This is a genomic window from Fischerella muscicola PCC 7414, assembly GCF_000317205.1.
In the GTDB taxonomy this organism is placed as follows: domain Bacteria; phylum Cyanobacteriota; class Cyanobacteriia; order Cyanobacteriales; family Nostocaceae; genus Fischerella; species Fischerella muscicola.
Map to the genome: position 1 here is coordinate 1 of NZ_AJLK01000047.1, position 23,666 is coordinate 23,666.

At 41.2% G+C, this 23,666-nt stretch carries 17 protein-coding genes and 2 pseudogenes; 4 read left to right on the forward strand and 15 right to left on the reverse strand.

Going from position 1 to position 23,666, the window contains the following annotated elements:
- From UYI_RS32115 to UYI_RS0107155, 5 genes and pseudogenes are all read right to left on the reverse strand, one after another.
- Positions 1 to 466: pseudogene (locus UYI_RS32115) on the reverse strand (CHASE2 domain-containing protein); the annotation flags it as partial.
- A 5-nt stretch (positions 467 to 471) separates the two neighbouring features.
- Entirely contained in the window at positions 472 to 1,710 is a 1,239-nt protein-coding gene (locus UYI_RS0107140) for a DUF1822 family protein (RefSeq protein ID WP_016865992.1), read from the reverse strand.
- 4 nt (positions 1,711 to 1,714) lie between these two features.
- The gene (locus UYI_RS0107145) at positions 1,715 to 3,286 is read right to left on the reverse strand and encodes a hypothetical protein (protein ID WP_016865993.1); all 1,572 of its coding nucleotides are present in this window, start codon (positions 3,284 to 3,286) and stop codon (positions 1,715 to 1,717) included.
- A 300-nt stretch (positions 3,287 to 3,586) separates the two neighbouring features.
- Positions 3,587 to 4,204 (reverse strand): class I SAM-dependent methyltransferase, encoded by a 618-nt coding sequence (locus UYI_RS0107150; RefSeq protein ID WP_016865994.1) that lies wholly within the window; start codon positions 4,202 to 4,204, stop codon positions 3,587 to 3,589.
- Between the two features lie 246 nt (positions 4,205 to 4,450).
- A complete protein-coding gene (locus UYI_RS0107155; RefSeq protein ID WP_016865995.1) occupies positions 4,451 to 6,160 on the reverse strand; it encodes a serine/threonine protein kinase in 1,710 nt (569 codons plus the stop codon).
- 684 nt (positions 6,161 to 6,844) lie between these two features.
- Between UYI_RS0107155 and UYI_RS0107160 the strand changes: the two genes are divergently transcribed.
- Both UYI_RS0107160 and UYI_RS0107165 read left to right on the forward strand, forming a co-directional pair.
- Entirely contained in the window at positions 6,845 to 7,906 is a 1,062-nt protein-coding gene (locus UYI_RS0107160; RefSeq protein WP_016865996.1) for an SDR family NAD(P)-dependent oxidoreductase, read from the forward strand.
- A 14-nt stretch (positions 7,907 to 7,920) separates the two neighbouring features.
- Complete coding sequence (locus UYI_RS0107165; RefSeq protein WP_016865997.1) at positions 7,921 to 8,124, forward strand: ChaB family protein; 204 nt, start codon at positions 7,921 to 7,923, stop codon at positions 8,122 to 8,124.
- Positions 8,125 to 8,254: 130 nt separating this feature from the next.
- Here the strand turns inward: UYI_RS0107165 and UYI_RS0107170 are convergent, their stop codons facing one another.
- The 8 genes and pseudogenes from UYI_RS0107170 to smc all read right to left on the reverse strand — a co-directional run bounded on the left by UYI_RS0107170 (position 8,255) and on the right by smc (position 18,477).
- Entirely contained in the window at positions 8,255 to 9,103 is an 849-nt protein-coding gene (locus UYI_RS0107170) for an alpha/beta fold hydrolase (protein ID WP_016865998.1), read from the reverse strand.
- 402 nt (positions 9,104 to 9,505) lie between these two features.
- Positions 9,506 to 9,724: pseudogene (locus tag UYI_RS34580) on the reverse strand (photosystem II q(b) protein); the annotation flags it as partial.
- Complete coding sequence (locus UYI_RS0107175; RefSeq protein ID WP_016865999.1) at positions 9,672 to 10,232, reverse strand: DUF4126 domain-containing protein; 561 nt, start codon at positions 10,230 to 10,232, stop codon at positions 9,672 to 9,674. The pseudogene UYI_RS34580 and the gene UYI_RS0107175, both read right to left, overlap by 53 nt.
- Before the next feature lie 224 nt (positions 10,233 to 10,456).
- Positions 10,457 to 11,752 carry an adenylosuccinate lyase gene (gene purB, locus UYI_RS0107180; protein ID WP_026085796.1) on the reverse strand — a complete coding sequence of 432 codons (1,296 nt, stop codon included), beginning with the start codon at positions 11,750 to 11,752 and terminating at the stop codon, positions 10,457 to 10,459.
- 143 nt (positions 11,753 to 11,895) lie between these two features.
- Entirely contained in the window at positions 11,896 to 12,813 is a 918-nt protein-coding gene (locus tag UYI_RS0107185; RefSeq protein ID WP_016866001.1) for a YihY/virulence factor BrkB family protein, read from the reverse strand.
- 348 nt (positions 12,814 to 13,161) lie between these two features.
- A complete protein-coding gene (locus UYI_RS0107190; RefSeq protein WP_016866002.1) occupies positions 13,162 to 13,569 on the reverse strand; it encodes a PPC domain-containing DNA-binding protein in 408 nt (135 codons plus the stop codon).
- A 164-nt stretch (positions 13,570 to 13,733) separates the two neighbouring features.
- Positions 13,734 to 14,729, reverse strand: coding sequence for a PRC-barrel domain-containing protein (locus UYI_RS0107195; protein WP_016866003.1), 996 nt, complete (start codon positions 14,727 to 14,729; stop codon positions 13,734 to 13,736).
- A 58-nt stretch (positions 14,730 to 14,787) separates the two neighbouring features.
- Positions 14,788 to 18,477, reverse strand: coding sequence for a chromosome segregation protein SMC (gene smc / locus UYI_RS0107200; RefSeq protein ID WP_026085797.1), 3,690 nt, complete (start codon positions 18,475 to 18,477; stop codon positions 14,788 to 14,790).
- A gap of 519 nt (positions 18,478 to 18,996) precedes the next feature.
- Between smc and uvrC the strand changes: the two genes are divergently transcribed.
- Complete coding sequence (gene uvrC / locus UYI_RS0107205) at positions 18,997 to 20,901, forward strand: excinuclease ABC subunit UvrC (protein WP_016866005.1); 1,905 nt, start codon at positions 18,997 to 18,999, stop codon at positions 20,899 to 20,901.
- A gap of 836 nt (positions 20,902 to 21,737) precedes the next feature.
- Positions 21,738 to 21,917, forward strand: coding sequence for a replication restart DNA helicase PriA (locus tag UYI_RS34585; RefSeq protein ID WP_071588114.1), 180 nt, complete (start codon positions 21,738 to 21,740; stop codon positions 21,915 to 21,917).
- A gap of 77 nt (positions 21,918 to 21,994) precedes the next feature.
- On the opposite strand, the gene rlmN is transcribed toward UYI_RS34585, so the two are convergent.
- Together rlmN and UYI_RS0107215 are read right to left on the reverse strand one after the other, a co-directional pair.
- On the reverse strand, positions 21,995 to 23,059 hold the full coding sequence (gene rlmN / locus UYI_RS0107210; RefSeq protein WP_016866006.1) for a 23S rRNA (adenine(2503)-C(2))-methyltransferase RlmN: 1,065 nt from the start codon (positions 23,057 to 23,059) through the stop codon (positions 21,995 to 21,997).
- 225 nt (positions 23,060 to 23,284) lie between these two features.
- A complete protein-coding gene (locus UYI_RS0107215) occupies positions 23,285 to 23,638 on the reverse strand; it encodes a phenylpyruvate tautomerase MIF-related protein (protein WP_016866007.1) in 354 nt (117 codons plus the stop codon).
- Between the last annotated feature and the right edge of the window lie 28 nt (positions 23,639 to 23,666).

The window sequence follows — 23,666 nt, forward strand, 5'->3', positions numbered from 1 at the left end:
AAAAATCCCACAAATGCCAAGGCAAACGCCTCACTTGGTGATCTTCTGTTGCCAGAATTAACCGGATTTCATCATCAGGATTTAATTTTGTGCGTAATTTTTGGTCAATGTGACGAAAATCTTCAGATTTCAGCCATAAATTAATTTGTTTGTGTAAATCATCGCATAAATTACTAAAATCAACAGAGGAAACGTTTGTGACATCATCTTCGTCTATTTCTATATCTGTATCCTCTAAATCATCTGTGTAACTGCGCCAATCCAAGTTAGGGTAAAGAGCTTCATAGAGTAACTGATAAAGCAGCTGCCAACGTTTGTAGAGTGGCCAAAGTTCTGGCGCAGCTGGTAGGCTACCCGTAAATTGCATGGCGATTGGATTACCTTCTTCCCAGAGTGCAGCAGCAACAGAGGGAAAGCCTTGCTTTAAATTACCCTTTCCCAGGTTCAATACAACTAGTTTACTCATGGCTATTAGCCAACAAGCTTCTCAAGCATAAAATCTTCTTTAATACTGATATCACCTAAGGTTACTTGTAAACTAAAACTTTTGCCTGGGGGAGATTTAAATTTTTTGAGTTGAATAAAATTGTCGTGACTTCTAGATTGTACTTCCTGAAGAATGTTTCCCGACCCCGAAAGCAAAAGTAATTTCAAATCAGGTGGTAGATATACTTCTTCGTTAGCTGGATGTAATTGGACACGGATACTGACTTTATCATCTATTTCTGATGTCAAACCAATCAGCAGCACCACAGCAGTATTCCTGATTTGCATTCCTAAATCAATCAACTTAGCTCCCTTGACACGAACTTCATTCAAGGTTGCATCACTGCGGAACTGCACAGCTAAAGTATTTTGTTGTGAACTAACGAGGGTGTCAAAAGAGTGCCAACCTCCTTCAAAGACATTTTGAAACCATTTACTCAAGTTATTTACCAAGGGTTGGCTGTATGCAACTAAATTACCTTTATGCTTAGCAAGCCTTGTTTGGTATAAATCCTGTCTTCCTTCATCTAGTGCTAGTAATGCCATCCATTCTTGCTCACTTACATCCTTAGGCAAATCAGGAGTCCAGTGATCCAGTTGCTTGAGTAGTTTTTCTATTTGTACACCTGACAACTCTGGCAACATTTTTAGCTGTGGTTTTTGCACAGAACATACTTCCCGTGCCACCCACATCACATTTATATCTGCAATTAAATCTTCTTCATCTAACAAGTAAGTTCGATCCATCAAGTCATATTTAGCTTTTTCTCGAATTTGTTGGTGGGTTGTGTATCCCCACACTCCTATCCAGTTTTCTTCCAAGTTAATCTGCACAGCTAGATAATAATTAGCCACCCAGTTGGGAATATCAACCCATTCTTGGGGTATGCGAAATTCTGTCAGATTACTTTTATCGCTAGGAATTAGCACTAGCCGCAGATCACCCACAGTTAAACAAGTACCATTCACAAATTCCCAAATACTAGGTAACTGATAATCACTTGGCCAAACCTTGGGAGTTTCACCTAAATCAGGTTCTTCTTTCAACCAATCTAAAAAAGCATTCAAACATAAACAATTGAGATAGGCATTCCAACGAGCAGCAGGGTTAGAGTAATGATTTTGAGCAGATATTTGCCATGCAGTTTGTTGTTCTTGCTCTGATAAATCCAACCATAACTTATCTGGGTAAAGCACCATTAAATCATTCATTTCCGATTTCATATTTTTATCCCTGTTTGGCAAAATACAATTTGCTTTTCAACCATTCTTCAATGAATTCAGCTATTTTTTGATTGACTATTTCTAGAGAATTTTGTTCTAAATTCATGTTCTTTTCTAATTCATTTTTGAAAGATATAATGAGGTTTTGTTTTACCTGTGACAATACACTTGATGCTTCCGATATAAAAATAGTAATTTGCTGATAGTTTTGTTGTCCTAGAAGATGAATTTCCTGAGAAATAGTTAATAACTTCTCTTGCTCTGAAGATTGTTCTCCAATTTTATCTAATGTTGAATATAATATTTTTTGACAATGAGACCGAATACATTCATTCATAGCATCTTTGATATTTTCAATATCTTTTTCATTGCGAAGACAAATATCTGGATGAACTTTATTTAATTCCATAACTAAATCTTTTAATATATTTTTAAGATATCTGGATAATTGACGAGCCACTTGATATTGTTTTTGTAAGTCTGGATAACTAGCTCTTAAAATTGTTGCTATTTCAGTTTGTGTCAAGCTTAGCCCTTGCCAAAGTTTTAACATTATTTGACCAGTTTCTGGTATGGAAGCAAATAAATTAGAGATAATTGACTGAACTTGTTCCCATGCTTCTTCTTGTATGAGATTATCCCAAGGTGTTAGTGTAGGGTCAAAAATATTATCATATTCTTCTAAGGATAAAAAACGTTTGGTACGATAATCACGAGCTGCCCGTACACAGGTTGATAACATAGATTGAACTTTCTCGCTGGAAACTGGCGCTGTGGGAAAATCTAGTTTCTTTATTTGGTGGTTATAACAATGGGCAATTTCTTGGAGATGCTGTTGATTGGGGGGTTCCAAACTACGACCTCCTTGAGAACGTGTTGGTTGATAGATTTTATCTAGACATTGCCAAACTAAGCAGTAAGAATTAAGTTTTTTGTGATTTATTCCTTTAGAGAGCAATGCTTCGCGTAATTCTTTAGCGTTTAAATCTTTGAGTAAGCCATAATCAGAAAATTTTCCTCTCTTTGCTTCTATATCATGCCGATAAATTGTATTGCTAATCAACCTTATGATTGCTGTTTTAGCATATCCTTCGATATTAGTCAGTGGATATTCAACATTAAAATTTTTCAGGAGTTTACCTGGTGGATTAGCGGCTGCATTCGCGATTTGAAAATATTCTTCTAATGGATATTTATGCCGGAGATATTTAAATCTTTGATAAGCTTTTTGAGAAGCCCATAAGCAAGCTTCTTGCAAATATGCAGACATATGTCTTCCAGCTATAAAAGAAGACGTGGTGAAGGGGAGACGGGTTGACGCGGAGAGTCCATCAATATTCACCGCGTCCCCGTTTCCTTTTGTCCCCCTATCCTCTTCTGTTGACGCCTTCCTTAAAACTTTCAGAAAGTATTGCGCCCAAAACTCTTCATTTGCGTCTGGTTCTGACTCCACTAAACTTTTTATACAACGTTCTAGGTCTGGGTCTGTTTGCCAAATAGGATTTAGATCACTACTGGAGTTGCCAAAACTGAGAAACGTTGAGAACTTTTCAATGATATCTTCACGTTTTTTCATGAAGTGTCCTCTGGTTTTTGCTTCGGTCAACTATTAATGAGTCAACCTGACCCTCTGAATGTGAGGGATCTTGCTATTTATGTATGGGAATTGCAAACACAGGATTATGCAGGAAATGGCACAAAAAGACCTAAATTTTATGAAAATTTCGGCTGAGGTGGTATTAAACTGATTTTGATCTGTCAAATTGGCGATCGCTCCAATCCCTAAGCTAAGCAAAACTGCCAATCTCATCTATATAATTTATTCACTTCCCATTAATTACTGTCCTGGGGAGGAAGATTTTACGACTATGTTAAATTACCTAGCTTTAGTTGCGATGCCTTTGTAAAGATATCCCATGATTTTAGGCGCTTTTTCAGCATAAAACTCTTCCAAGCTCACTGTATCGAACTGATTCTCCAGAATTTGTCGGATATTTCGATTCAAGTGACAACCGCCTGCAATTATTTTTTGTAATGGGGTCAATCGATTTTGCCAGACTTGAACATTAGGTTCATTGCTTAGTCCATGTTCAATGAAAAAAAATCTTCCTCTTGGTTTTAACACCCGATAGATTTCTTTGAGAGCTTGTTCAACATTCTCAATACTACATAAAGTCCAAGTGCTGACTACGCTGTTAAATGTATTATCTGCCATTGGCAGGTTTTCACCACTTAAAATGTGATGGTCTACTGTAATTGAAGATGCCTGAATACGTTTTTGGGCTAGTGCATGGATGCCTGGGTTAACGTCAACTGTGATAATTTTGTGAATGTGTTCTGGATAGTAGGAAAGATTTACTCCGCTACCAAAACCAATTTCGAGAACTTCTCCTTCTACATTTGCTAAAACCTCTTGACGATATTTAGCCAGACTAGGATCTGATAGCGACCAATCAATCAGATAGGGAAGGATTTTTTGTGAGTAAAAGCCCATTTTTTCCTAGTTATAGAGATACTATTTTACTTACTTATCGTAGCAATATTTAACGCAAAGGAGCGCAGAGGTAGCGCAAAGGTTCGCAGAGTTTTCGCAAATTTTATTCTTAGTATAGCCACTCAATAACCAATTGAATATCTATCAGTGTCCATCTGTGTCCATCTGTGTACATCGGTGGTCGATATATAAAAATAATTTTCTCACCGCTTCTACTCATATTCGATTTAAATCATGTCTCCTAGCTTACAAATTACTAGGTATTGTTTTAAACTTATCTACTGAACCCAATGAATAATCTTCTAACTTAAAATCAGCAAATGGTTTCCTTTCTAATCTATTGCGGAGGGCTTCATCCAAAATTACACCTTCTGATTGTTTCCGCACACCAATAATAATAATGCTCCTTTGGTATGCTGTTAAATCTTGGTTTGACTGACAATTATTGCGTTGAAATTGACCAAGATTCAATAAGCGATAACCTTTGACGCTAGATACATGAAAAAATAATTTCTTAACTAACAGTTGGATTTGTTTAGCACGTTCAAAGGCTCTACGTTCTTCAATTTGTGGTGTACCCTCACAAGAAGCTGTCCCCACTGAAATGATCTCAGTTGGGTTTTGCATGATTGTTTGAATTCCTTCTTGTTCTAGGTTTACCCTTAAATCTTCCAGATTGATAATTTGATTGTTATGTTTAATTTGATAATTGCTACCTAAAAGCCATTTGTATTCTACTGACAAAACAGCGATATTAAATTCTGCTGTTCTACCTTGGCTATCTTTTCCTTGCTGATAGGGGAAGTAGTCTACCTTACCTTTTTTCTGTGGTATTTGCCCATAATTAATAGGTAATGAAGCAAATTTGGGCGATCGCATTGCCAATGCTACTATACTGAGTAAACTCAATGACACAAGCAATGCGGCAAACCATGCTAGTAGAGGTATTCTTCGTTGCTGTGTTTTTGGTGGTAAAGTTGTAGTTGCTGATTCTAACTGTTCTGTTAGCAAATGCCCAACTACATTAATTGTTGCAGCAGTGCTTGGGGTGAGTTGACTTTCCAGTTCTGCTAGACGTTGTAAAATTTCTTGGGCGTTAGCAGGACGCTGCGCTACATCCCGCGCCATCAACCAATCAATTAAATCCAACAGTAAGGGTGAGACATGAGTAGCGTGATCGCGCCAGTACAAAACATTGTGGTATGAATCATACATATCTAGGGGATGACGCCCCGTCAGCAAAAATACAAAGGTGCGTCCCAAGGCAAAAAAATCTGACTGGGGTACAGCTTGACCGTTCATTTGTTCTGGGGCGCTGTAGCCAGATGAGGTAATGGCTGTGATTCCGCCTCCACCACTGCTGACTTTGGCAAGATAGGTTCTGGTTAGTTCCCTAGCAGTACCAAAATCAATCAATACCAACTGCCCATCAGGGCGGATCATAATGTTAGAGGGCTTGATATCTCTATGTAAGTACTGCTTACCATGTACTAAAACTAAAATCTCTGCTAACTGTTTTAACCAGGCGATCGCTTGTGCTTGAGAAATTGGTCGATTTTGCTGCTGCTTCAGCCATCCCTCTAAGTTGGGGCCTTCGATTTTTTCCATAGCAATGCAGTGCAGCAGCAAGCCATCTCTGGTTTGATACGGGAAATAACTATCTTCGTTGGGAATCCCTGGATGATCTAATTGTCCCAAGACAGCCGCCTCTTGCTGAAATAGTTCTACGGCTTTGGCATCACTGTTAAGATTTTCCTTGAGTACTTTGAGGATTTTCGGTCTGTCTTGTTCATAAGCCTCATAAATCTTACCAAAACCAGTTTTATCACTCAACAAACGCATTACTCGGTAGCGTCCTAACAACTCCAGCACAGAACCACAGCTTTGACAAAAACGGTTCTCATCGTTATCTGGATGGTTGGGTTGCAAACAGTGGGGGTTGATGCAAAGGCTCATGACTGATATCCGTGGTACAAGTTAGCAATCCGCTAATACTCTATCTTCAGACAGTTGCAAATAAAATGAAGTTGCATTTGTAGCAAGAAAATTAGGTTAAGGGTAAGAAGGCAGACGGCAGAGGGCAGAAGGCAGAAGGGAATTAGTGAACAGCACCGCACTCATTGAAGACTACGTTTATCTACTACTCGACCACATAAGTTTTGACTCTTTGCGAGGCGTCAGATCCCCGATTTTTTGGAAAAATCGGGGATCTGGTCAACCTATCAAAATCAGAGTGGGGGTCACGGAACCTAGTTTGTGGCGGCTGTTGGGCATAACTTAAAACTTTTTCAAACCTTGCTACCCTCTGCCGTCTGTCGTCTGCCTTCTGCCTTTTGGCACACTCACAATCAAAGCAACACGACCATAGAAAGAGGAGAAAAATTGTTCAACTTTTTAAGATAGTTTTATAACATCAACAATTTTTAAAGATAAATATTTGTATTTTTTATTAATAGCGCTCAAAGCTCTAGACCCGAGTAAAAAAAGGGTTGAGTTTGATATAAAAAAATGTTTAAACCTTTCATTCTAGATTAGATGAAAAGGTTTAAAACCTAATGCAAATAGAGTTCAGTATTCAAAAATTTAGATATTACGGTTACGCAAAAATCTCAAATCTCACAATCACAAAGCTAAGTAAAGATGAATAATATTTATCAAAACTATCAAAACCCATTCATTCTGGCTGTACTGATTGTAGCTGCATTACTTGTCATACAAATTATTGTGCGCTGGTGGCGAGAACAGCAATATAGTCTGAAGGGTAAAACAGTGCTAATTACCGGTGGTTCACGAGGGCTGGGCTTGGTAATGGCACGCCAGCTAGTACAAAAAGGCGCGCGTCTGGCGATTTGTGCGCGTGACACCTCAGAACTAGAAAAAGCGCGTATCGATTTACAGCAACGGGGTGGAGAAGTACTGGCTGTACCTTGTGATGTCACAGATGAACTTGAAGTTAAGCAGATGATGCGATTTGTAAGCGATCGCTTTGGTCAGATTGATGTGCTGATTAATAATGCAGGCACTATCCAGGTAGGGCCGATGCAAGAGATGACCCTTGATGACTACGAAGAAGCCATCAAAATTCATTTTTGGGCGCCATTATATACAACTCTGGCTGTTCTGCCTATGATGCGCCAGCGACGTGAGGGACGCATCGTTAATATTTCCTCGATTGGTGGTAAGGTGAGCGTACCACATCTGTTGCCTTACAGTGCCAGTAAGTTTGCTTTAGTTGGGCTTTCGGAAGGAATGCACTCAGAATTGGCAAAGGACGGGATTGTTGTGACTACCGTTTGTCCCGGTTTGATGCGTACTGGCAGTCCCTATAATGCTTTCTTCAAAGGCAAGCACCGTCAGGAATACGCCTGGTTTAGCATTAGTGATTCTCTACCCCTACTTTCTATGAGTGCTGAAAGTGCAGCCAAGCAAATTATTGCCGCTTTTAGGCGGGGAGATGCGGAAGTAACACTATCGTTGCCAGCGCAGATAGGCGAGAAATTTCACGCCCTATTTCCCGGTTTCACCTCTGTACTCCTTGGTTGGGTAAACAGATTTTTACCAGAAGCAGATGGTATTGGTAGCGATCGCGTTTCAGGTAAAGAGAGTCAATCTTCTATCTCACCTTCTGTTTTAACAAGCTTAAGCGACCAAGCAGCACAGCAAAACAACCAATTTTTTCAAGAAAACTCAAAAATGTCATAGGGAAGTGTAATTGTATGCCTTACCAAGAAATAGCGGATTTACCAGACTCTGTGAAGAAGCATCTGCCCAAACACGCAGCCGAGATATTTCTTGCAGCTTTCAATAATGCTGCAAAAGAATATGAGGATGAAGAAACGGCTTTTCGTGTGGCTTGGGCAGCTGTGAAGCGAGATTATGAAAAAGGTGAGGATGGCAACTGGCACAAAAAACCAGAATAAAATTTTAAAGCTGTGACCAAAATTACGCCTAACCTAATGTGAATTAAAACTATGGCAATAATCATGTTTTTTTTAATCGAACACCGATGCACACAGATAGACACAGATAGGTTATTTGTATGCTTTTGGGTTAGGGAGTTTGATTTTCTTGCAAAAAAGTTTCTACAGTTTGGTTAAAGACTTCAGGTTGGGTCAAAAATGGCCAATGATTACCAGGAACTTGGCACAGTTGTAGGTTTTTGAGGTATGTTTTGTAAGGCTTGAGTTGCCATTCTTGGCGGTTAAGACCTTTTTCTGGCTGGACAAATAAGGCGGGAGTGTGAATTGGGACTGTTAAACCAGGCACCTGCATTACTTCCTCAAAAATGCGATCGCGTGCAGCTATTGTAAATTTGCTACCCCAGCTACCATCAGGTTTTTGTTCTATACCTGCTTGAAAAACTTTTTGTTGTAAGGGACTCCAGCCTTGATACTGGTTCAACTGACGGGCTTGTTTTTCGGCTGCTTCGTAAGTGGGGAATGGGCCCATTGCTTTGAGAAATGACAAGAAGCGATACAACATCGGAAATGTCGCCTTCAAGAAACTGGGCATTTGCCAGATAAAAATCGGGTCGACTAGAATCATACTCCGCAATCGTTGTGTATTTTGTCTGGCCCAGATGCAAGCTAGTTTACCACTCCAAGAGTGGGCGAGGACATGAGTACTAGTCCATCCTAATTTATTCATCAATGCTTCTAGGTCTGCGATCGCACTCTCAAAGCTATAGTCTTTCTCTGGCTTACTACTTTCACCATGACCGCGTAAATCAGGGGCAACTATGTGGTAGTGTGGCGCTAGATAATCTCCCAAACTAGACCAAACTAGGGCATGGTCAGCTAAACCATGCAGTAGTAATAAATTTTCTTGACCTGGATTTTGGTTCCACTCCAAATAAGAAAGTTGAATATCAGGCTTTACTAAAGTTTGACGTACAGGCATGATTGCAGAATTACTTGTAAAGAGATTGCTTGCGGTTTTTATAGTACAGAACCTTTGATTAATAAAAAAAGAGCGCTCCACAACGAAGCGCTTTTGTTAAGCAATCATAGAACAATAAACTTAAGTTTAATATCAAAAACCCATCTTTAGATTACGGAAATTGGGCAACAAAGTTATAGAGAAATATTACGAAGCTTGTGTTTGTGCATCCACATCTGTTCCAGAAATTATTACAAGTTTTTAAGAGTCAATTACGCAGAAGTTAGTTTAAAAATTTTTGATAGTGATCATAGTGAACGCAAATTGACTAATTAAGAAAAAGCGCCTCAAGGAAGCGCTAGTCTTGGTTGTAATTTATCATGCACTCATAGAACAACAACCGAAATCTGAATTCCTAAAAATCTAACCGTTGATTGTAGGAGTATTAGCAGCCAAGTCTAGAGGGAAGTTGTGGGCGTTACGTTCATGCATCACTTCCATCCCCAGGTTGGCACGGTTGATGATGTCTGCCCAAGTGCTAATCACATGTCCTTGAGAATCAATTAGCGATTGGTTGAAGTTAAAGCTCTTAATTAGTTCGGCGGTACTGCTTAAGGTTTTGCCAATATCGCCGATACCAATATTGACCACTACGAAGGGCAAACCAAAGCAAGACTAGAGCAATTAATCCTCCTTGTTGGGGAGCGCCAAGGGCAAAAAATACCAGAACAATACACAATAAATCTTGAATGAAGACTGCCCACAGGGGTATGCCGCGCAAACGAAAGAACCAGCCGACTTGAGTTAGCTGGAGTAATAAGGCAAATGTAGCTCCAATCAGGGCGATCAGCCAGTTGGCAGGTGCTGTGGCTGAAGCTACTGCTAACCCCATGATTGCTCCTACAAGTGGAGACAAGACAAGCTGCACCACTTGCAGCACTCGTTGTCCCATCAGTTTTTTAGAAGCAAGTAGTTCCACAAATGACCAACTTGTAAGAATGCCTAACAAGACAGGTGAGGAAATGTGAGATAAGATTGGTACTTGCGACCAAAGAAGCCGACCTTGTAATAGTCCAATAAACAGCAAGGGTAAGGCAGTTCTCATTCCTGCTGCGGCTGAGGCAGAAAGTGCGGCTAGGAGTTCAATCATAAGGCTCAAAACCACAAATGCAGAAGCAAACAGTAGCTATTTACACTTTACTGTGATGTGATGATTTCACAGAATAAATAGCTTGGGTATTAGAGTACTGAAGTTTATCAGTATCTGGATATATTAATGTTGTATACTAATTCCGTATATTTTGGGTAGTGGTTGTTGCTGGTTGCTAGTTGTTTGTTGTTTGGAACAATCAACAACCAACAACCAACAAACAATTAAATTCCCAACCGTTGATAGACTTGTTCTAAATGCTGCAAGTGGTGTTGTGGATCAAAACATGCTGCAATTTCTGCTGGTGACAATTTGACGGTGACACGGGGATCTTTGCTAATCAACTCGCGGAAATTGCCTTCCGGTTTGTTCCAAGCGGTATGAGCATTTTCTTGGACAATTTTATAGGCTTCTTCGCGGCTGATTCCCTTTTCTACTAAGGTGAGTAAAACTCTTTGACTAAAGACAACGCCACCATAAACATTCATATTCCGCGCCATATTCTCTGGATAAACCAGTAGGTTTTGCACCAAGTCAGTTGTTTCGACCAGCATAAAATGCGTCAAAATGCAAGCATCTGGCAAAATTACTCGTTCGACAGAACTGTGGGAAATATCCCGTTCATGCCAAAGGGCAACATTTTCTAAAGCTGCGACAGCATGACTTCTGATAATTCTAGCCATGCCTGTGAGGCGTTCGGAACGGATGGGGTTGCGCTTGTGAGGCATGGCAGAAGAACCTTTTTGTCCTTTAGCAAAGAATTCTTCGACTTCCAAAACATCGGTTTTTTGGAGGTTGCGAATTTCCACTGCAAAACGTTCGATGGAAGCTGCAAGTAAAGCCAACTGTTGCACGAAGTCGGCGTGGCGATCGCGTGAGATTACCTGTGTCGACGCTGCATCAGGTTGGAGTCCGAGTTTTTGGCAAGCGATCGCTTCTACGCGTGGTTCGATATTGGCGTAGGTTCCCACTGCACCGGAAATTTTGCCTACAGCGATGGTTTTCCGGAGAATTTGCAGACGTTCTTGATGGCGCAATACCTCTGCTAGCCACCCAGCGAGTTTAAAACCAAAGGTGATGGGTTCGGCGTGAATACCATGAGAACGTCCGATCATCACCGTGTAGCGATGTTCTTTCGCCTTCTGACGAATCACATCAATTAATGCTTGCAGGTGTTGCAATAATAAATCCAGACTAGCAACAAGTTGCAATGCTAAAGCTGTATCCAACACATCAGAACTGGTTAAACCCAAGTGAATGTAGCGTCCAGCATCGCCTACATATTCATTGACATTTGTCAAAAAAGCGATGACATCGTGACGGACTTCCGCTTCAATTTCTAACACTCGTTTGGGATCGAAATTCGCCTTGGCTTTAATTTCTGCAACCGCTTGGGGTGGAATATAACCTAATTCCGCCTGTGCCTCACAAACAGCGATTTCTACTTGCAACCAGGTTTTAAACTTATATGCATCTGTCCATAAATTGCCCATCTCAGGCAAGGTATAACGCTCAATCACAGTCCGCCACAGAGTACAACCGTCATATTGTACAGTGGCCTGTGGGTTAAAGGATCGGGGATCGCGAGGAGTGTGGGGGGATGGGGACCCCGAGTTCCCCCTTGTTTCCCTTGTCCTTCTTCCCAATTTTTAATTTTTAATTTTTAATTATTTTGTCTCCGTGTCTTTTTGTTCTTCTTGTCGCTTTCGTTTAGAGAAACTGCATAATCAGCTGGGATAATGCGAGAACCATATCTGCGAGCATAAACCTGGGTAAATTCTGCCCCAAAAAACAAGATTTGAGCGGTATAGTAAACCCAGACTAAGATTACTACTATTGAGCCAGCAGCCCCATAGGTAGAACCAAAAGTATTGTTGCCTAAATATTGTCCAAGTGCATACCTACCCAAGGAGAATAAAAGTGAGGTAATAGCTGCTCCAATTAAAACATCTTTCCAAACTATTTTGGCATCTGGCAGAACTTTAAAAATTAACCCAAATAGTAAAGTAGTGATGACAAAACCCAGGATGAAGTTGACAATTTGCCAGACAAAATCGACACCTGGCAGTAAATTTTGAAAGTAGTTAACAAAGGCTGCTAATACTGTACTAATTACCAAAGACACGAGGAGCAAAAAGCCGATCGCTAACACCATTGCAAAGGACAAAAAGCGTTGGCGAACCATGTTTTTTACCATTTTTCCTGGTTTGGGTTGTACTTCCCAAATGGTGTTGAGGGAATCTTGTAATTCTGTAAATAAACCAGTAGCACCAAAAATTAAGACTACTATACTAATGAGGGAAGCAATAGTTCCTGCTCGCGGTTGGCTAGCGCTTTCAATAGCATTTTGAATAACTTCTGCACCGGCAGGGCCAATTAATCCTTGAAGTTGAGTAAAAATTGCATTTCTTGCTGCTGCTTCTCCAAATACTGCACCTGCGATCGCAATAACAATAATTAATAATGGGGCGATAGAAAAAATTGTGTAATAAGCTAATGCAGCCGCTAACCGCGACGCTTTATCTTGCTGCCATTCGTCAAATGTTTCTTTGAGTAAACCCCAAATCGCTGTTAATTTCATTAACTTAGTCTCCTTTGTCAGGATGGTTTTTTTACCTCCCGCTTTGATAAATACTAAATTTCTGGAATTTTCCACATCTTCCTCAAGATGTTCATGCAGCGTCCTGGAGATAGAATTATGGCTGATGTGAATTTTAGCTGTGTTACAAATTATGTTTTGGAAGACGAACACAGATGCACACCGATAAACACCGATGGACACTGATGGATTATGCGTTGGTGGTTGAGTGAAACTATTCAAAACACAAAAACGAAGTAACTTTGCCTAACACTTCGCGTACCTTTGTGTCAACCTCTGCGATCCTCTGCGTTTCAAGAGGTAATAAGTATTTTTCTTTCCTGTTAACGATTATCGATTACCGAAGCTTGGAATAATTTCTAGTTCTTGATAGCCTGTTTGTTCATCTATTGTTCTGGTAAAAGCAAATTCTTCTGTGTATCCAATCACTATTTCCGCAGTTGTGTAGATAATACATCCATCATCAAGATGTCCACCAATAGTTTTGCCTTCTTTGTCAGCGATCGCAATGTGGAGGTGAACACCTGTGCTGGCAATTGTACCGTTGAGAGAAAGAATTTCAAATTTGTCTGTTAAGACTGTACTCGTTTGTTGATTAGCAAAACGAATGGTTGCTTGTTTGAGACTACCAATTGCAGTTAAGATAAATCCCGCGTTAAGATTTTGATTTATGGCAAAATTTTTTAGGCTCTTTCTTAAATCTTCATTAGGCTTGAGTCTGAAGGCAACTACTTTCATAGAGTTTGATAAATCTTCTAGTTTATAGACATAGAAAATGCGATCGCTTCTTGTCTGCAAAAAAATCCCTAACTAAAAATCCCCGACTTTTCTCAAAAGTCGGGGATTTTTATTCTGGACGTTATCAGTTTTTGCTCACTGATAACTGTCCACTGTCCACTGATTTAATACCCGCCTTCTTCTTCGTACTCTGGCATTTTCTCTTTGACTTTCTTGGGAATGTTTACCGGCTTTGGTGGTTCATCATCCCAAGCGTCGCGCTTGAGATCGTCTTCGTAATCATCATATTCTTCTGTATATGATGATTTACTGGTGTAAGGCTGGGGTGGTTCGTAGGGTTGGGTTTCATACCTATCTTTACCCGTAGCTTCACTCCAGTTGTCTTCTTCCTCTTCTTCTTCGTAACGGATGGATTCGTAAGATCGTGCTTCCATCACCCGTCGTTGAGTACGTTCTTCTTCATAATAGTCTTCGTCCCATTCCTGTTCTACCACAGGTTCGGGAGCGCGAACTTTAGGTTTAATTGGTTCTATTGGCACTCCACTTGGTAACTGGTTGGAAGGTGCAACTTGACGCGGTGCATACTTGTAATCTTCTACATCTTCCCGCTCCCAAGGCGCTCTACCGATACCCAGGCGCTCTAGAATACCGACTGTTAGCTGAGTTACCCGTTCTTCAGCACCCTCGAATACAATTAACCTGTTAGGACCTGTACTGACTATTTCTTCTACCGAGAGTTCATAGGTACTCAGGAAAGAATCAGGAATTTGGGGTAGTCCTAAGGAGGCGATAGTGATAGAATATATCTTCCCTGTCTCGCCGTTGAACTTGAAGCCCCGGACTTTACCTAAGACTTCACCTGTTTCTGTAATCACTTCCCAGTTAATCAGGTTGCTGAAAGCCTCAACCTCAATGTCTTCGATGACATCCTCGTTATCAACCAAAATCACATCCCCGATTTGGTTGATGTTGCTGAGGTACATATAGCGCGGTATGCCAGAGACGGAGATCAGGCTGTCTCGTAAGCCAAGAGCCACAACCTCTCGCTGATCTACATCAACCCAGACTTGACTGACTATGCCTAGCCTTTTACCGTTGTCACGGGTGATTACCTGGGTATTTAAAATATCGGAACGCCTAATTATTTGTTCAGAGGTCATTCTATACCGAGTCCTGATCTCGAATCCGGTTTATCTATACACTATTATTAACAAAAACTCAAGCCGACGTATTAGACGATTGTAACTTAATACCCAACACTTGAGTAAAAGCTCCTCTTGCTTGAGTAACGCCAATCGTACGTTCGGCTGATTCTATCATCGGGCGACGCAAACTCACAACTATAAATTGTGCTTGTTGCGCCTGTTGTTTAATCATTTTAGCTAATCGTTCCACGTTTGCCCCATCCAGAAACATATCTACTTCATCAAATGCATAAAATGGCGAGGGACGATACCTTTGGAGAGCAAAAATAAAGCTTAAAGCTGTGAGAGATTTTTCTCCCCCAGACATGGAAGCAAGGCGCTGTACTGGTTTACCTTTGGGGTGTGCAACTAAATTTAAGCCGCTACTAAATGGATCTTCGGGATTGTCGAGTTGTAAATAGCCGTCGCCTTCAGAAAGGGTGGCAAAAATTGATTTAAAGTTTTCATTTACGGCGTCGAATGCTTCTTTAAAAGCGCGTTGACGCAAAGTAGTAAAGTTTTCAATTCTTAACAATAATTCTGTACGTTCTGCTTCCAATGTTTGCAATTTTTGACTAAGTTCTTCTAAACGTTTTTGGGTTCGTTCGTATTGTTCTAACGCCAGCATATTCACTGGTTCCATTGCTTGCAGGCGCTTGGCAAGCGATCGCAATTCTTTTTGCAATTCTTCTAAATCGACTTTATCTGGTACTTCTGGCAAAGGTGATGGTAAATCCGCCGCTACTGTTTGCAGTTGTGCTTGCACGTTAGCTAGTTCTTCCCGGCGCGTTTGCTGGGTTTCTTGGAGTTTTTGGATTTCCCACTCTAATTGTTGCTGACGCAGCAAATCAGAACGCAATTCCTGTTCAGTGCGATCGCGTTTTTGTTTTTCTTCCCCTAAATTCGCTTCCATTCCACTCAAACGCTGGCGAGTCTGGGAAATTTGCTCGTTAATTGTGGTTATTTCTGTGGAGACGCGATTCATCGCGTCTCCACAGGAGGATTGTTGTGTTTGGTATTCTAAAATACGCTGTTCTGCTGCTTGAATTTTCTCCTGTAAGCGCTGTTGCTGATTTTCTATGTCTTTGAGGTTTTGTTCGGCTGTCCGTAATACTTGTTCCCGTTGTTGTAATTGTTGCTCTTGTTCTTTGATCACATCTTGAATTTGCTGCCATTCCTGGGGAGTTTGGGAAGCTTCCAACTCTGCCAGTGCGTGGCGCAGTTGTTGCAATTGTTGCTCTTTACTTGGTAATTCCCGATCTAAAACTTCCAAGCGTGATTGAGCTGTGGTAAGTCTTTCGGTATTTTGGCTAAGTTGCGATCGCGTAGTTTCTAACTGCGAAGTCAGGGTTTTGATTTCTTTTTGTAATTGTTCTAGTTGCAACTGCTGTTCGCGCCGGGTTTGACGTGCTTCTGTTAATTCTTGCGAAAGCTGTTTGGCGCGAGTTGAAAGAGATGCGATCGCCTCGGTACAACGTTCTAAAATTCGATCAATATCTCCCAACCGCTTTTTCAGCGCCAAGACTTCTTCCGATTCCGCTGCTTCGCCACTCCCAAACCGCAACGCCGAACGCTGGAAGACACTACCGCCAGTCATCGCACCACTAGTTTCTAACAATTCGCCTTCGAGGGTGACAATCCGGTAAAGTCCCAAATTTTTACGAGCGTGTTCTAAGGTGGAAAAGACAACCGTATTGCCAAAAACGTAGGCGAACACATCCCGATAACGCGGCGCACACTCCACTAAATTCACAGCATAACCAATAAAACCTTGAGCTAAGCGCAGGGTTGCATCGGGTGTAAACCTGGGTGCTTGAATTTTATTTAACGGTAAAAAAGTTGCTCTCCCAGCACGTTTTTGCTTTAACAATTCAATTCCGGCGGCGGCGATCGCATCGTCTTCTACCACAATATGTCCCAACCGCGCACCAGCAGCAATTTCCAAAGCGAGTTGAAAACGCGGTTCCACTCGTCCTAACTTGACAACCATCCCACAAATACCAGGCATTCCTGATTGTAGAATGACTTTACTTGCACCCGTGCCTTGGACTTCTTGTTGCGCTTGCGCTTGTGCTTCTAATTTATCCAACTGGCGTTGTTTTTCCCGTTGTTCTTGTAGTAGGCGCTTTTGGGTTTCTTGTTGAATTTGTAATTCTTGTTCTGTGGCGGTGAGATTTTCCGCTAATGCTTGAATTGGTTCGCTAGAGGCGTTGAATTCTGTTTCTAGACGACTACACTCAGTTTGTTTCTCTGCAAGTTGTGGTTCTAAAGTTTGAATTAACTGGGTTTGTTCTTGAATTAGCTGTTGCAGTTGGTTGTTTCGTTCCCTTAGCTGTGCTTGTTCGGTGCGTTGGGGTTCGACGGTTTGCAGCAAAGTTTCAATTTGGCGATTGAGTGCTGTTTGTTGTTGTACCCACGCTTTCGAAGCCGAAGCAATTTCTGCTGCTGCTTGACGAGAATTTTCTAATTCTTGTTGGGTTGCATCTCGTTGTTGTTGTAGAGACGAGAGGTGGCGCGTCTCTACATTATGTTGCTGCACCAGTTGTTCTATTGTTTGCTGGTGCTGTTGAATTTCTTGCTGAGTTTGAACCAGACGCTTGGCTGTTTCTTGGGATGCTGTTTCTAGTTCTGTTTGTTGACGCTGGAGTTGTTTACGTTCGGCTTCTTGGTTAGCGAGGGTGGATTGTACTGCTAAAAGTTCTTCTTCTCCCAATGCTTTCACACGGGCGTTGAGTTGTTCAAGTTCGATATTTTTTTGGGTAATTTGGCTGTTAAGGTGAGTAAGTTGTTCGGTGAGTTCGGTGGAAGTGCGATCGCCTGCTTGAATTTGGTTCGCTAACTTTTCTTGATGATTTTGCAGGGTACGCCAAGATAAAACCGCTTCCCACTTTTGTTTTTCTAAGTATTCAGTGCGGAGTTTTTGGTATTTTTCGGCTTTGGCTTTATCTTGAGAGAGGCGATCGCACTGTGCAGTTAACTCTGTCTCAATAATTCGACAACTGTCTTCTTTTTCGCGAACTTCTTCTAAAGTGTCTTTCGCTTGATTAATTTTACGGTCAAAGGCTGCCACCCCTGCCAACTCATCAATAATTTCGCGCCTTTCCCGTGCATTCATTGAAATAATACTAGTTACATCCCCTTGCAAAACGACGTTGTAACCTTCTGGATAAACGCGCAGGTGTTCTAATTCTTCGTGTAACTCTGTGAGAGTACTGGGAATACCGTTAATGTAATAGTTTGATGTATAAGTTCCTTGGGGAGTAACGCGAAGTCTGCGGGTGACACTCCATTCTCCACCGGGTATGGCGCGGATTTTTTGTTTGCGATTTTTCTCATCTTCTGTTTGTTCCACCCCCTCTGTATACTCCTCTGCAACGGGGGTTTCGGCATCGAAGCTGTCGACTTCGACAGTAGAAACAATCGGTTCAACTTCTAAAAATTCATCTGGTTCATGATCCGATAAATCAAACGTCACCGTCACACTAGCTTCGACAGCAGCACGAGACTTGCTAGTTTGGGTGGTGTTGACAAGATCCGGTAAGCGATCAGCGCGCATTCCCTTAGAACCAGCAAGTCCTAAGCAAAATAGCAGCGAGTCGAGAATATTTGATTTCCCGGAACCATTAGGCCCAGAAATGACAGTAAACCCCGGCAACAGAGGGACAGAGGTAGTGCCACCGAAGGATTTAAAATTGGTAAGTTCAACCCTTTTTATATGCACCATAGGCGCTGACTAGTTGGGAAGGCGGAAAGTTCAAGTGTATCAGTGAAAGTTGTTAATTAGTAATTAGTCATTTGTTATTAGTCATTAGTTAGGGGCAAAGCATTTGTACGAGAATATCTTGTTTAATATCAACATAGGCATACAAATACTTTGTCTGTACAGGTATTTTTACATTCTTTTCTGTCTACTTGTCTCGAAAATAGCGATCAGAGATTAACTTAACAGCAAACCGATAATCCATCGGTGTACCCTGCCTTAAGCCGCGCTTGGGCGCGTCTACATCAGTGTTCATCGGTGTTCGTTCAAATTTTCATCCCTTTGTTGTCAGCGATCGCCTGAAGGGGTTGTAGCCTATAGATCCCCGACTTTTTAGAAAAGTCGGGGATCTTGTTACGACACGATATTGTAAACGAATTGTAGAAATACCCCACGAGCAGCAAAGCATAACATCCACAGCTAAAAATAGTGATTTTACTTAAAATAAATATAGGTAAATTGTAAAGTTACCAATCTCTGGTTGTGACAACATCTGCTCAAACACTACCACTCATCAAAGATCCGCAACGCCTAGAAAATCGTCTAGCCGAAATTCCGCCAGAACCGGGAGTTTATTTGATGCGAGACGGAAGCGATCGCATCATATATATAGGGAAATCACGAAAGCTGCGATCGCGTGTCCGTTCCTATTTTCGGGAATCACAGAAACTCACCGAACGTATTGCCACAATGGTAAGGCAGGTGACAGAGATTGAATTTATCGTCACCGATACTGAAGCTGAAGCCTTGGCACTGGAAGCTAACTTGATCAAGCAACACCTGCCATACTTCAACGTACTACTGAAAGACGATAAAAAGTATCCCTACGTTTGCATCACTTGGTCAGAAGACTACCCACGTATTTATATCACCCGCAAGCGCCAACTCAGTAACCAAAAAGATAAATATTATGGCCCCTATACAGATTCTCACTTACTGCGGGAGATTTTGCGCCTCTGCAAACGGATATTTCCCTTGCGTCAACGTCCCCAACCACTATTTAAAGATCGTCCTTGCTTAAATTTTGACTTAGGACGCTGCCCGGGTGTGTGTCAGTCGCTGATTTCCCCGGAAGAATACCGCAAAATTGTGCAAAAAGTGGCGATGGTGTTCCAAGGAAGAAGCAGTGAACTCATCGACATCCTCACAGAACAAATGCACAAGCAAGCACAATTGTTGAACTTTGAAGCTGCGGCGCGATTTCGTGATCAAATTAACGGGTTAAAGTCTCTGAGTGCCGAGCAAAAAGTATCCTTACCAGATGATACTGTTTCCCGTGATGCGATCGCTCTCGCAGCTGACGCCCAGCACGCCTGCATTCAATTATTCCAAATTCGTGCTGGAAAATTAGTTGGACGTTTGGCTTTCGTCGCAGAAGTACCCACCCTTTCCTCTCCCTCGAACGAAGGGGAATTGATGGGAGCAATTTTACAACGCGTCTTGGAAGAACACTACCAAACAGCCGAAGCGGTGGAAATTCCCACAGAGATTTTAGTGCAATACGAGTTGCCAGAACCGGATATTTTGGCAGATGTGCTGACACAGCGTAAAGGTAGAAAGGTGACGATTCTAGCTCCCCAACGCCAAACTAAGGCAGAATTAATTGAGATGGTAGAGCGAAATGCTCAGTATGAATTGCAAAGAATGCAAAAATTGAGCGATCGCAACCAACAGGCGATGGAAGATTTAGCTGCTATCCTCGACTTACCCGAATTACCCCACCGCATCGAAGGTTACGATATTTCCCATATCCAAGGTTCAAATGCGGTAGCTTCTCAAGTTGTATTTATTGATGGTTTACCTGCAAAACAGCACTACCGTCATTACAAAATAAAAAATCCCACAGTTACTGTTGGACACTCGGATGATTTTGCTAGTTTAGCCGAAGTTATAGGACGTCGCTTTCGCAAGTATGCTGAAGATCCTCAACTACAACGGATTGGGAATCCAGATTGGCCTGATTTAATTATGATTGATGGGGGCAAAGGTCAGTTATCATCGGTTGTAGAAGTCTTGCAAGAAATGAATTTATTGGAAGACTTGCGTGTGATTAGTTTGGCGAAAAAGCGAGAAGAAATCTTTTTACCAGGAGAGTCTGAACCACTTACTACTGATGCAGAACAGCCAGGAGTCCAGCTTTTGCGACGGTTGCGAGACGAGGCGCATCGATTTGCTGTCAGTTTTCATCGTCAACAACGCAGTGATAAATTGAAGCGATCGCGTTTAGATGAAATTCCTGGTTTAGGACACCATCGCCAGAAGCAACTTTTGGGACATTTTCGTTCTGTTGATTATATTCGGCAAGCTACACCGACACAACTAGCTGAGGTTCCCGGAATCGGTCCACGCTTAGCACAAGAAATCTATGATTATTTTCATCCCTTTTGAGTTGCAGATCTTTCTACCAAGGGTGGAACAAAAGTGATTTTCTCTTACACTCTTCCACTCCTAAGTTCATTGAGGGAACAAGAAATGACGGGTAATTGACAAATGGAGACACCCATTGTCTATTACCCATTACCCATTACCCATTACTAATTATTAGATTAGCAAATGCTATCAATGGTGTTCATCTATTAATCGAAATATTTCCTTAAATTTTGTCAAGGAAGTTTAATCACAGCTTCAAGAGCAACAAAAAATAGACAATAGCTAAAAATTAACACTCTGTTACTAGAACTAATAAAGTGTTAATTTTTTGTCTTTTTGTGACTCACGCTACTTTTTACAAAAGCATTTCATGGGGAATCTATAATCTATAGACTATTTCTTGGGGTAGGAAAGTCTAGACAAACACATAAACCCCGAAACATAATGACTACTATCATTTAGTGCCAGATAGATAAGTCACAGTTAAGTGTGGACTGGCTTAATTATTCAAATTTTTATTTTTCTTCCCTTTATCCAAGTTTTCACTGACATATAAGAAACGCCACTAGCATAAAGCTATAACTTTCAAGCCATAACACCCGGGGATCACCGAATCTATAAGAAGCTAAAAAATAAAAATAACTTTTATATCCAAAGTAGGATGGTTATAGAGTCTAAATATTAAGATAATAAAAAAATATCAAATATCAAACTTTTATAGATTAGTTTGATATTGAGCGCAAAAAGAAAAATTTGATTTTTGTCAAAAATGTCAAACTAAAAAAATTAGTGAAATTCATAAATTCACAGCTTTTACAAACAAACAAGTTATGAGTATAGCCAGGGGTTATCAAATGCAGACAGTACAAAAAATTCACTGTCCAAACTGTGGCAGTGAAGGTGAAAGACATTATATTTCGGATAGCCAATTAACGCGGACGCAATGCCAAAACTGCGACTACTTAATGGTATGTTGCACCCTCACAGGGAAAGTAATTGAAGCTTATGCCCCTGGAATTTATGCACGTCGGTAATTAAGTTAGTGGTTGTTTGTTGATTGTTGGTTGTTGTTTGTTGTTTGGAACAAGCAACCATCAACCATCAACCAAAACTACTCCTTATTTGCCCGTAATTGTCCGCAAGCAGCATCTGCTTCTAAACCACGAGAGTAGCGTACGCTAACGGCGATATGATGTTGTTTGAGGACTTGGACGAAGGCTTGAATACGATCGCGATTAGGGCGTTGGTAGTCAACTTCAGAAATCGGGTTGTAGGGGATTAAATTGACGTGACTTTGGAATCCCCGCAGTCTTTTTGCTAACTCAGCAGCGTGTTCTGGCAAGTCGTTAACACCAGCAAGCAGAATATATTCAAAAGATACTCGCCGCCCTGTGATCTCGACATACTCGCGACATTCGGTGAGTAAATCGTCTATTTTGTAGGGACGGGCGCTAGGAATGAGTTTTTCTCGTAATGTTTGATTAGGTGCGTGTAGACTCACCGCCAGAGTAACTTGCAGTTGATTTTGGGCAAACTGACGGATGCGATCGCGTATTCCCACAGTCGAAACAGTGATGTTACGCTGCCCAATACCCACATCTTGATTTAGAGATTGGATCGCAGCCAGGACATTATCTGTATTTAGCAAGGGTTCGCCCATACCCATAAATACAATATTGCTAACCCGTTGCTGAAAATCTTCTTGAACTGTCAGCACTTGATCGACAATTTCATGACGTGCCAAATTGCGCTTGTAACCACCTTTACCAGTAGCACAGAAATCACACGCCATCGGGCAACCTACTTGCGTAGAAACACAAACCGTCAGACGCTTTTCTGTAGGAATACCGACAGTCTCAATAATAAATCCATCGGCAAGTTTTAAAAGATACTTAACAGTGCCATCAGGGGCAACCGAACGGTAATGTATAGTAGAACGCCCTATAGGAATTTCTGCAACTTCTGCACGCCATTGTTTAGGGAACACAGAAATATCAGCAAGCGATCTTACTCCCTTGTTATAGATCCAATCATGCAGCTGCTTACCTCGATAACCTGGTTGTCCCTGTTGCTGCACCCAAGCAGTTAACTCCGTTACAGAAGCACCCAGCAACGGAGGAATAGTTATTTTTCGAGTGGGTGACTCAACCTGAGACAAAACAGACGTAGCAGACATAATTAATTACAATTTGACGCTGGCATATCTATGCTATCTCAAGCTGAAAGTTGAAAGTAAGTAACTAGCGTCAAGTAGCGAACTTATAAAGACAAAAACCGAGTTTTGGAGAAATAACTTGAAAAACCCGGTTAATTTAACATCTTGTAGCAATTTCAATTAGCTATGGGAAATTTCTTTCAAATGTGGTAGCACATTGAGTACAAATCAGTAGATAAGAAAAAACTAGCCAAAAGTTGTACTATTCCAGCCCCACATATAACCTTTGGCATCGTTAAATTCAATGTAAATGCGATTTTTAGGTACACCAAGTGCCTGATTAATTTCTTGGCAAAAATCTTGACTCATCGCTTGGGTTTGCTCTGGTTTCATTGTACCCACACTTTTAATTTCTATATAGCACACTGGGTCTATATTACCAGCAAATGTCATCGGAATTCCGGATTCAAAAGCTGTCATCACATAAGATTCTGGTTTGCCAGTGTGCTTAGCTAACTTTACTGAGAGATTTTTGAGCATAGCTTCAATTTCTGCTTTTTCAGATGCAGAGACAGAAGTTTGAACTTTGATCAAAGGCATAACTTTTTTAGTTGATTGTTGATTGTTG

Excerpts from the sequence above, each read along its gene's own strand:
- smc (WP_026085797.1), bottom strand. The coding sequence starts at position 18,477 with ATGGTGCATATAAAAAGGGTTGAACTTACCAATTTTAAATCCTTCGGT.
- UYI_RS0107160 (WP_016865996.1), top strand. The coding sequence starts at position 6,845 with ATGAATAATATTTATCAAAACTATCAAAACCCATTCATTCTGGCTGTA.
- UYI_RS0107145 (WP_016865993.1), bottom strand. The coding sequence starts at position 3,286 with ATGAAAAAACGTGAAGATATCATTGAAAAGTTCTCAACGTTTCTCAGT.
- UYI_RS0107175 (WP_016865999.1), bottom strand. The coding sequence starts at position 10,232 with ATGATTGAACTCCTAGCCGCACTTTCTGCCTCAGCCGCAGCAGGAATG.
- UYI_RS0107140 (WP_016865992.1), bottom strand. The coding sequence starts at position 1,710 with ATGAAATCGGAAATGAATGATTTAATGGTGCTTTACCCAGATAAGTTA.
- UYI_RS0107150 (WP_016865994.1), bottom strand. The coding sequence starts at position 4,204 with ATGGGCTTTTACTCACAAAAAATCCTTCCCTATCTGATTGATTGGTCG.
- UYI_RS0107165 (WP_016865997.1), top strand. The coding sequence starts at position 7,921 with ATGCCTTACCAAGAAATAGCGGATTTACCAGACTCTGTGAAGAAGCAT.
- UYI_RS0107185 (WP_016866001.1), bottom strand. The coding sequence starts at position 12,813 with ATGAAATTAACAGCGATTTGGGGTTTACTCAAAGAAACATTTGACGAA.
- rlmN (WP_016866006.1), bottom strand. The coding sequence starts at position 23,059 with ATGTCTGCTACGTCTGTTTTGTCTCAGGTTGAGTCACCCACTCGAAAA.
- UYI_RS34585 (WP_071588114.1), top strand. The coding sequence starts at position 21,738 with ATGCAGACAGTACAAAAAATTCACTGTCCAAACTGTGGCAGTGAAGGT.
- UYI_RS0107155 (WP_016865995.1), bottom strand. The coding sequence starts at position 6,160 with ATGAGCCTTTGCATCAACCCCCACTGTTTGCAACCCAACCATCCAGAT.
- UYI_RS0107170 (WP_016865998.1), bottom strand. The coding sequence starts at position 9,103 with ATGCCTGTACGTCAAACTTTAGTAAAGCCTGATATTCAACTTTCTTAT.
- UYI_RS0107215 (WP_016866007.1), bottom strand. The coding sequence starts at position 23,638 with ATGCCTTTGATCAAAGTTCAAACTTCTGTCTCTGCATCTGAAAAAGCA.
- UYI_RS0107190 (WP_016866002.1), bottom strand. The coding sequence starts at position 13,569 with ATGAAAGTAGTTGCCTTCAGACTCAAGCCTAATGAAGATTTAAGAAAG.
- UYI_RS0107195 (WP_016866003.1), bottom strand. The coding sequence starts at position 14,729 with ATGACCTCTGAACAAATAATTAGGCGTTCCGATATTTTAAATACCCAG.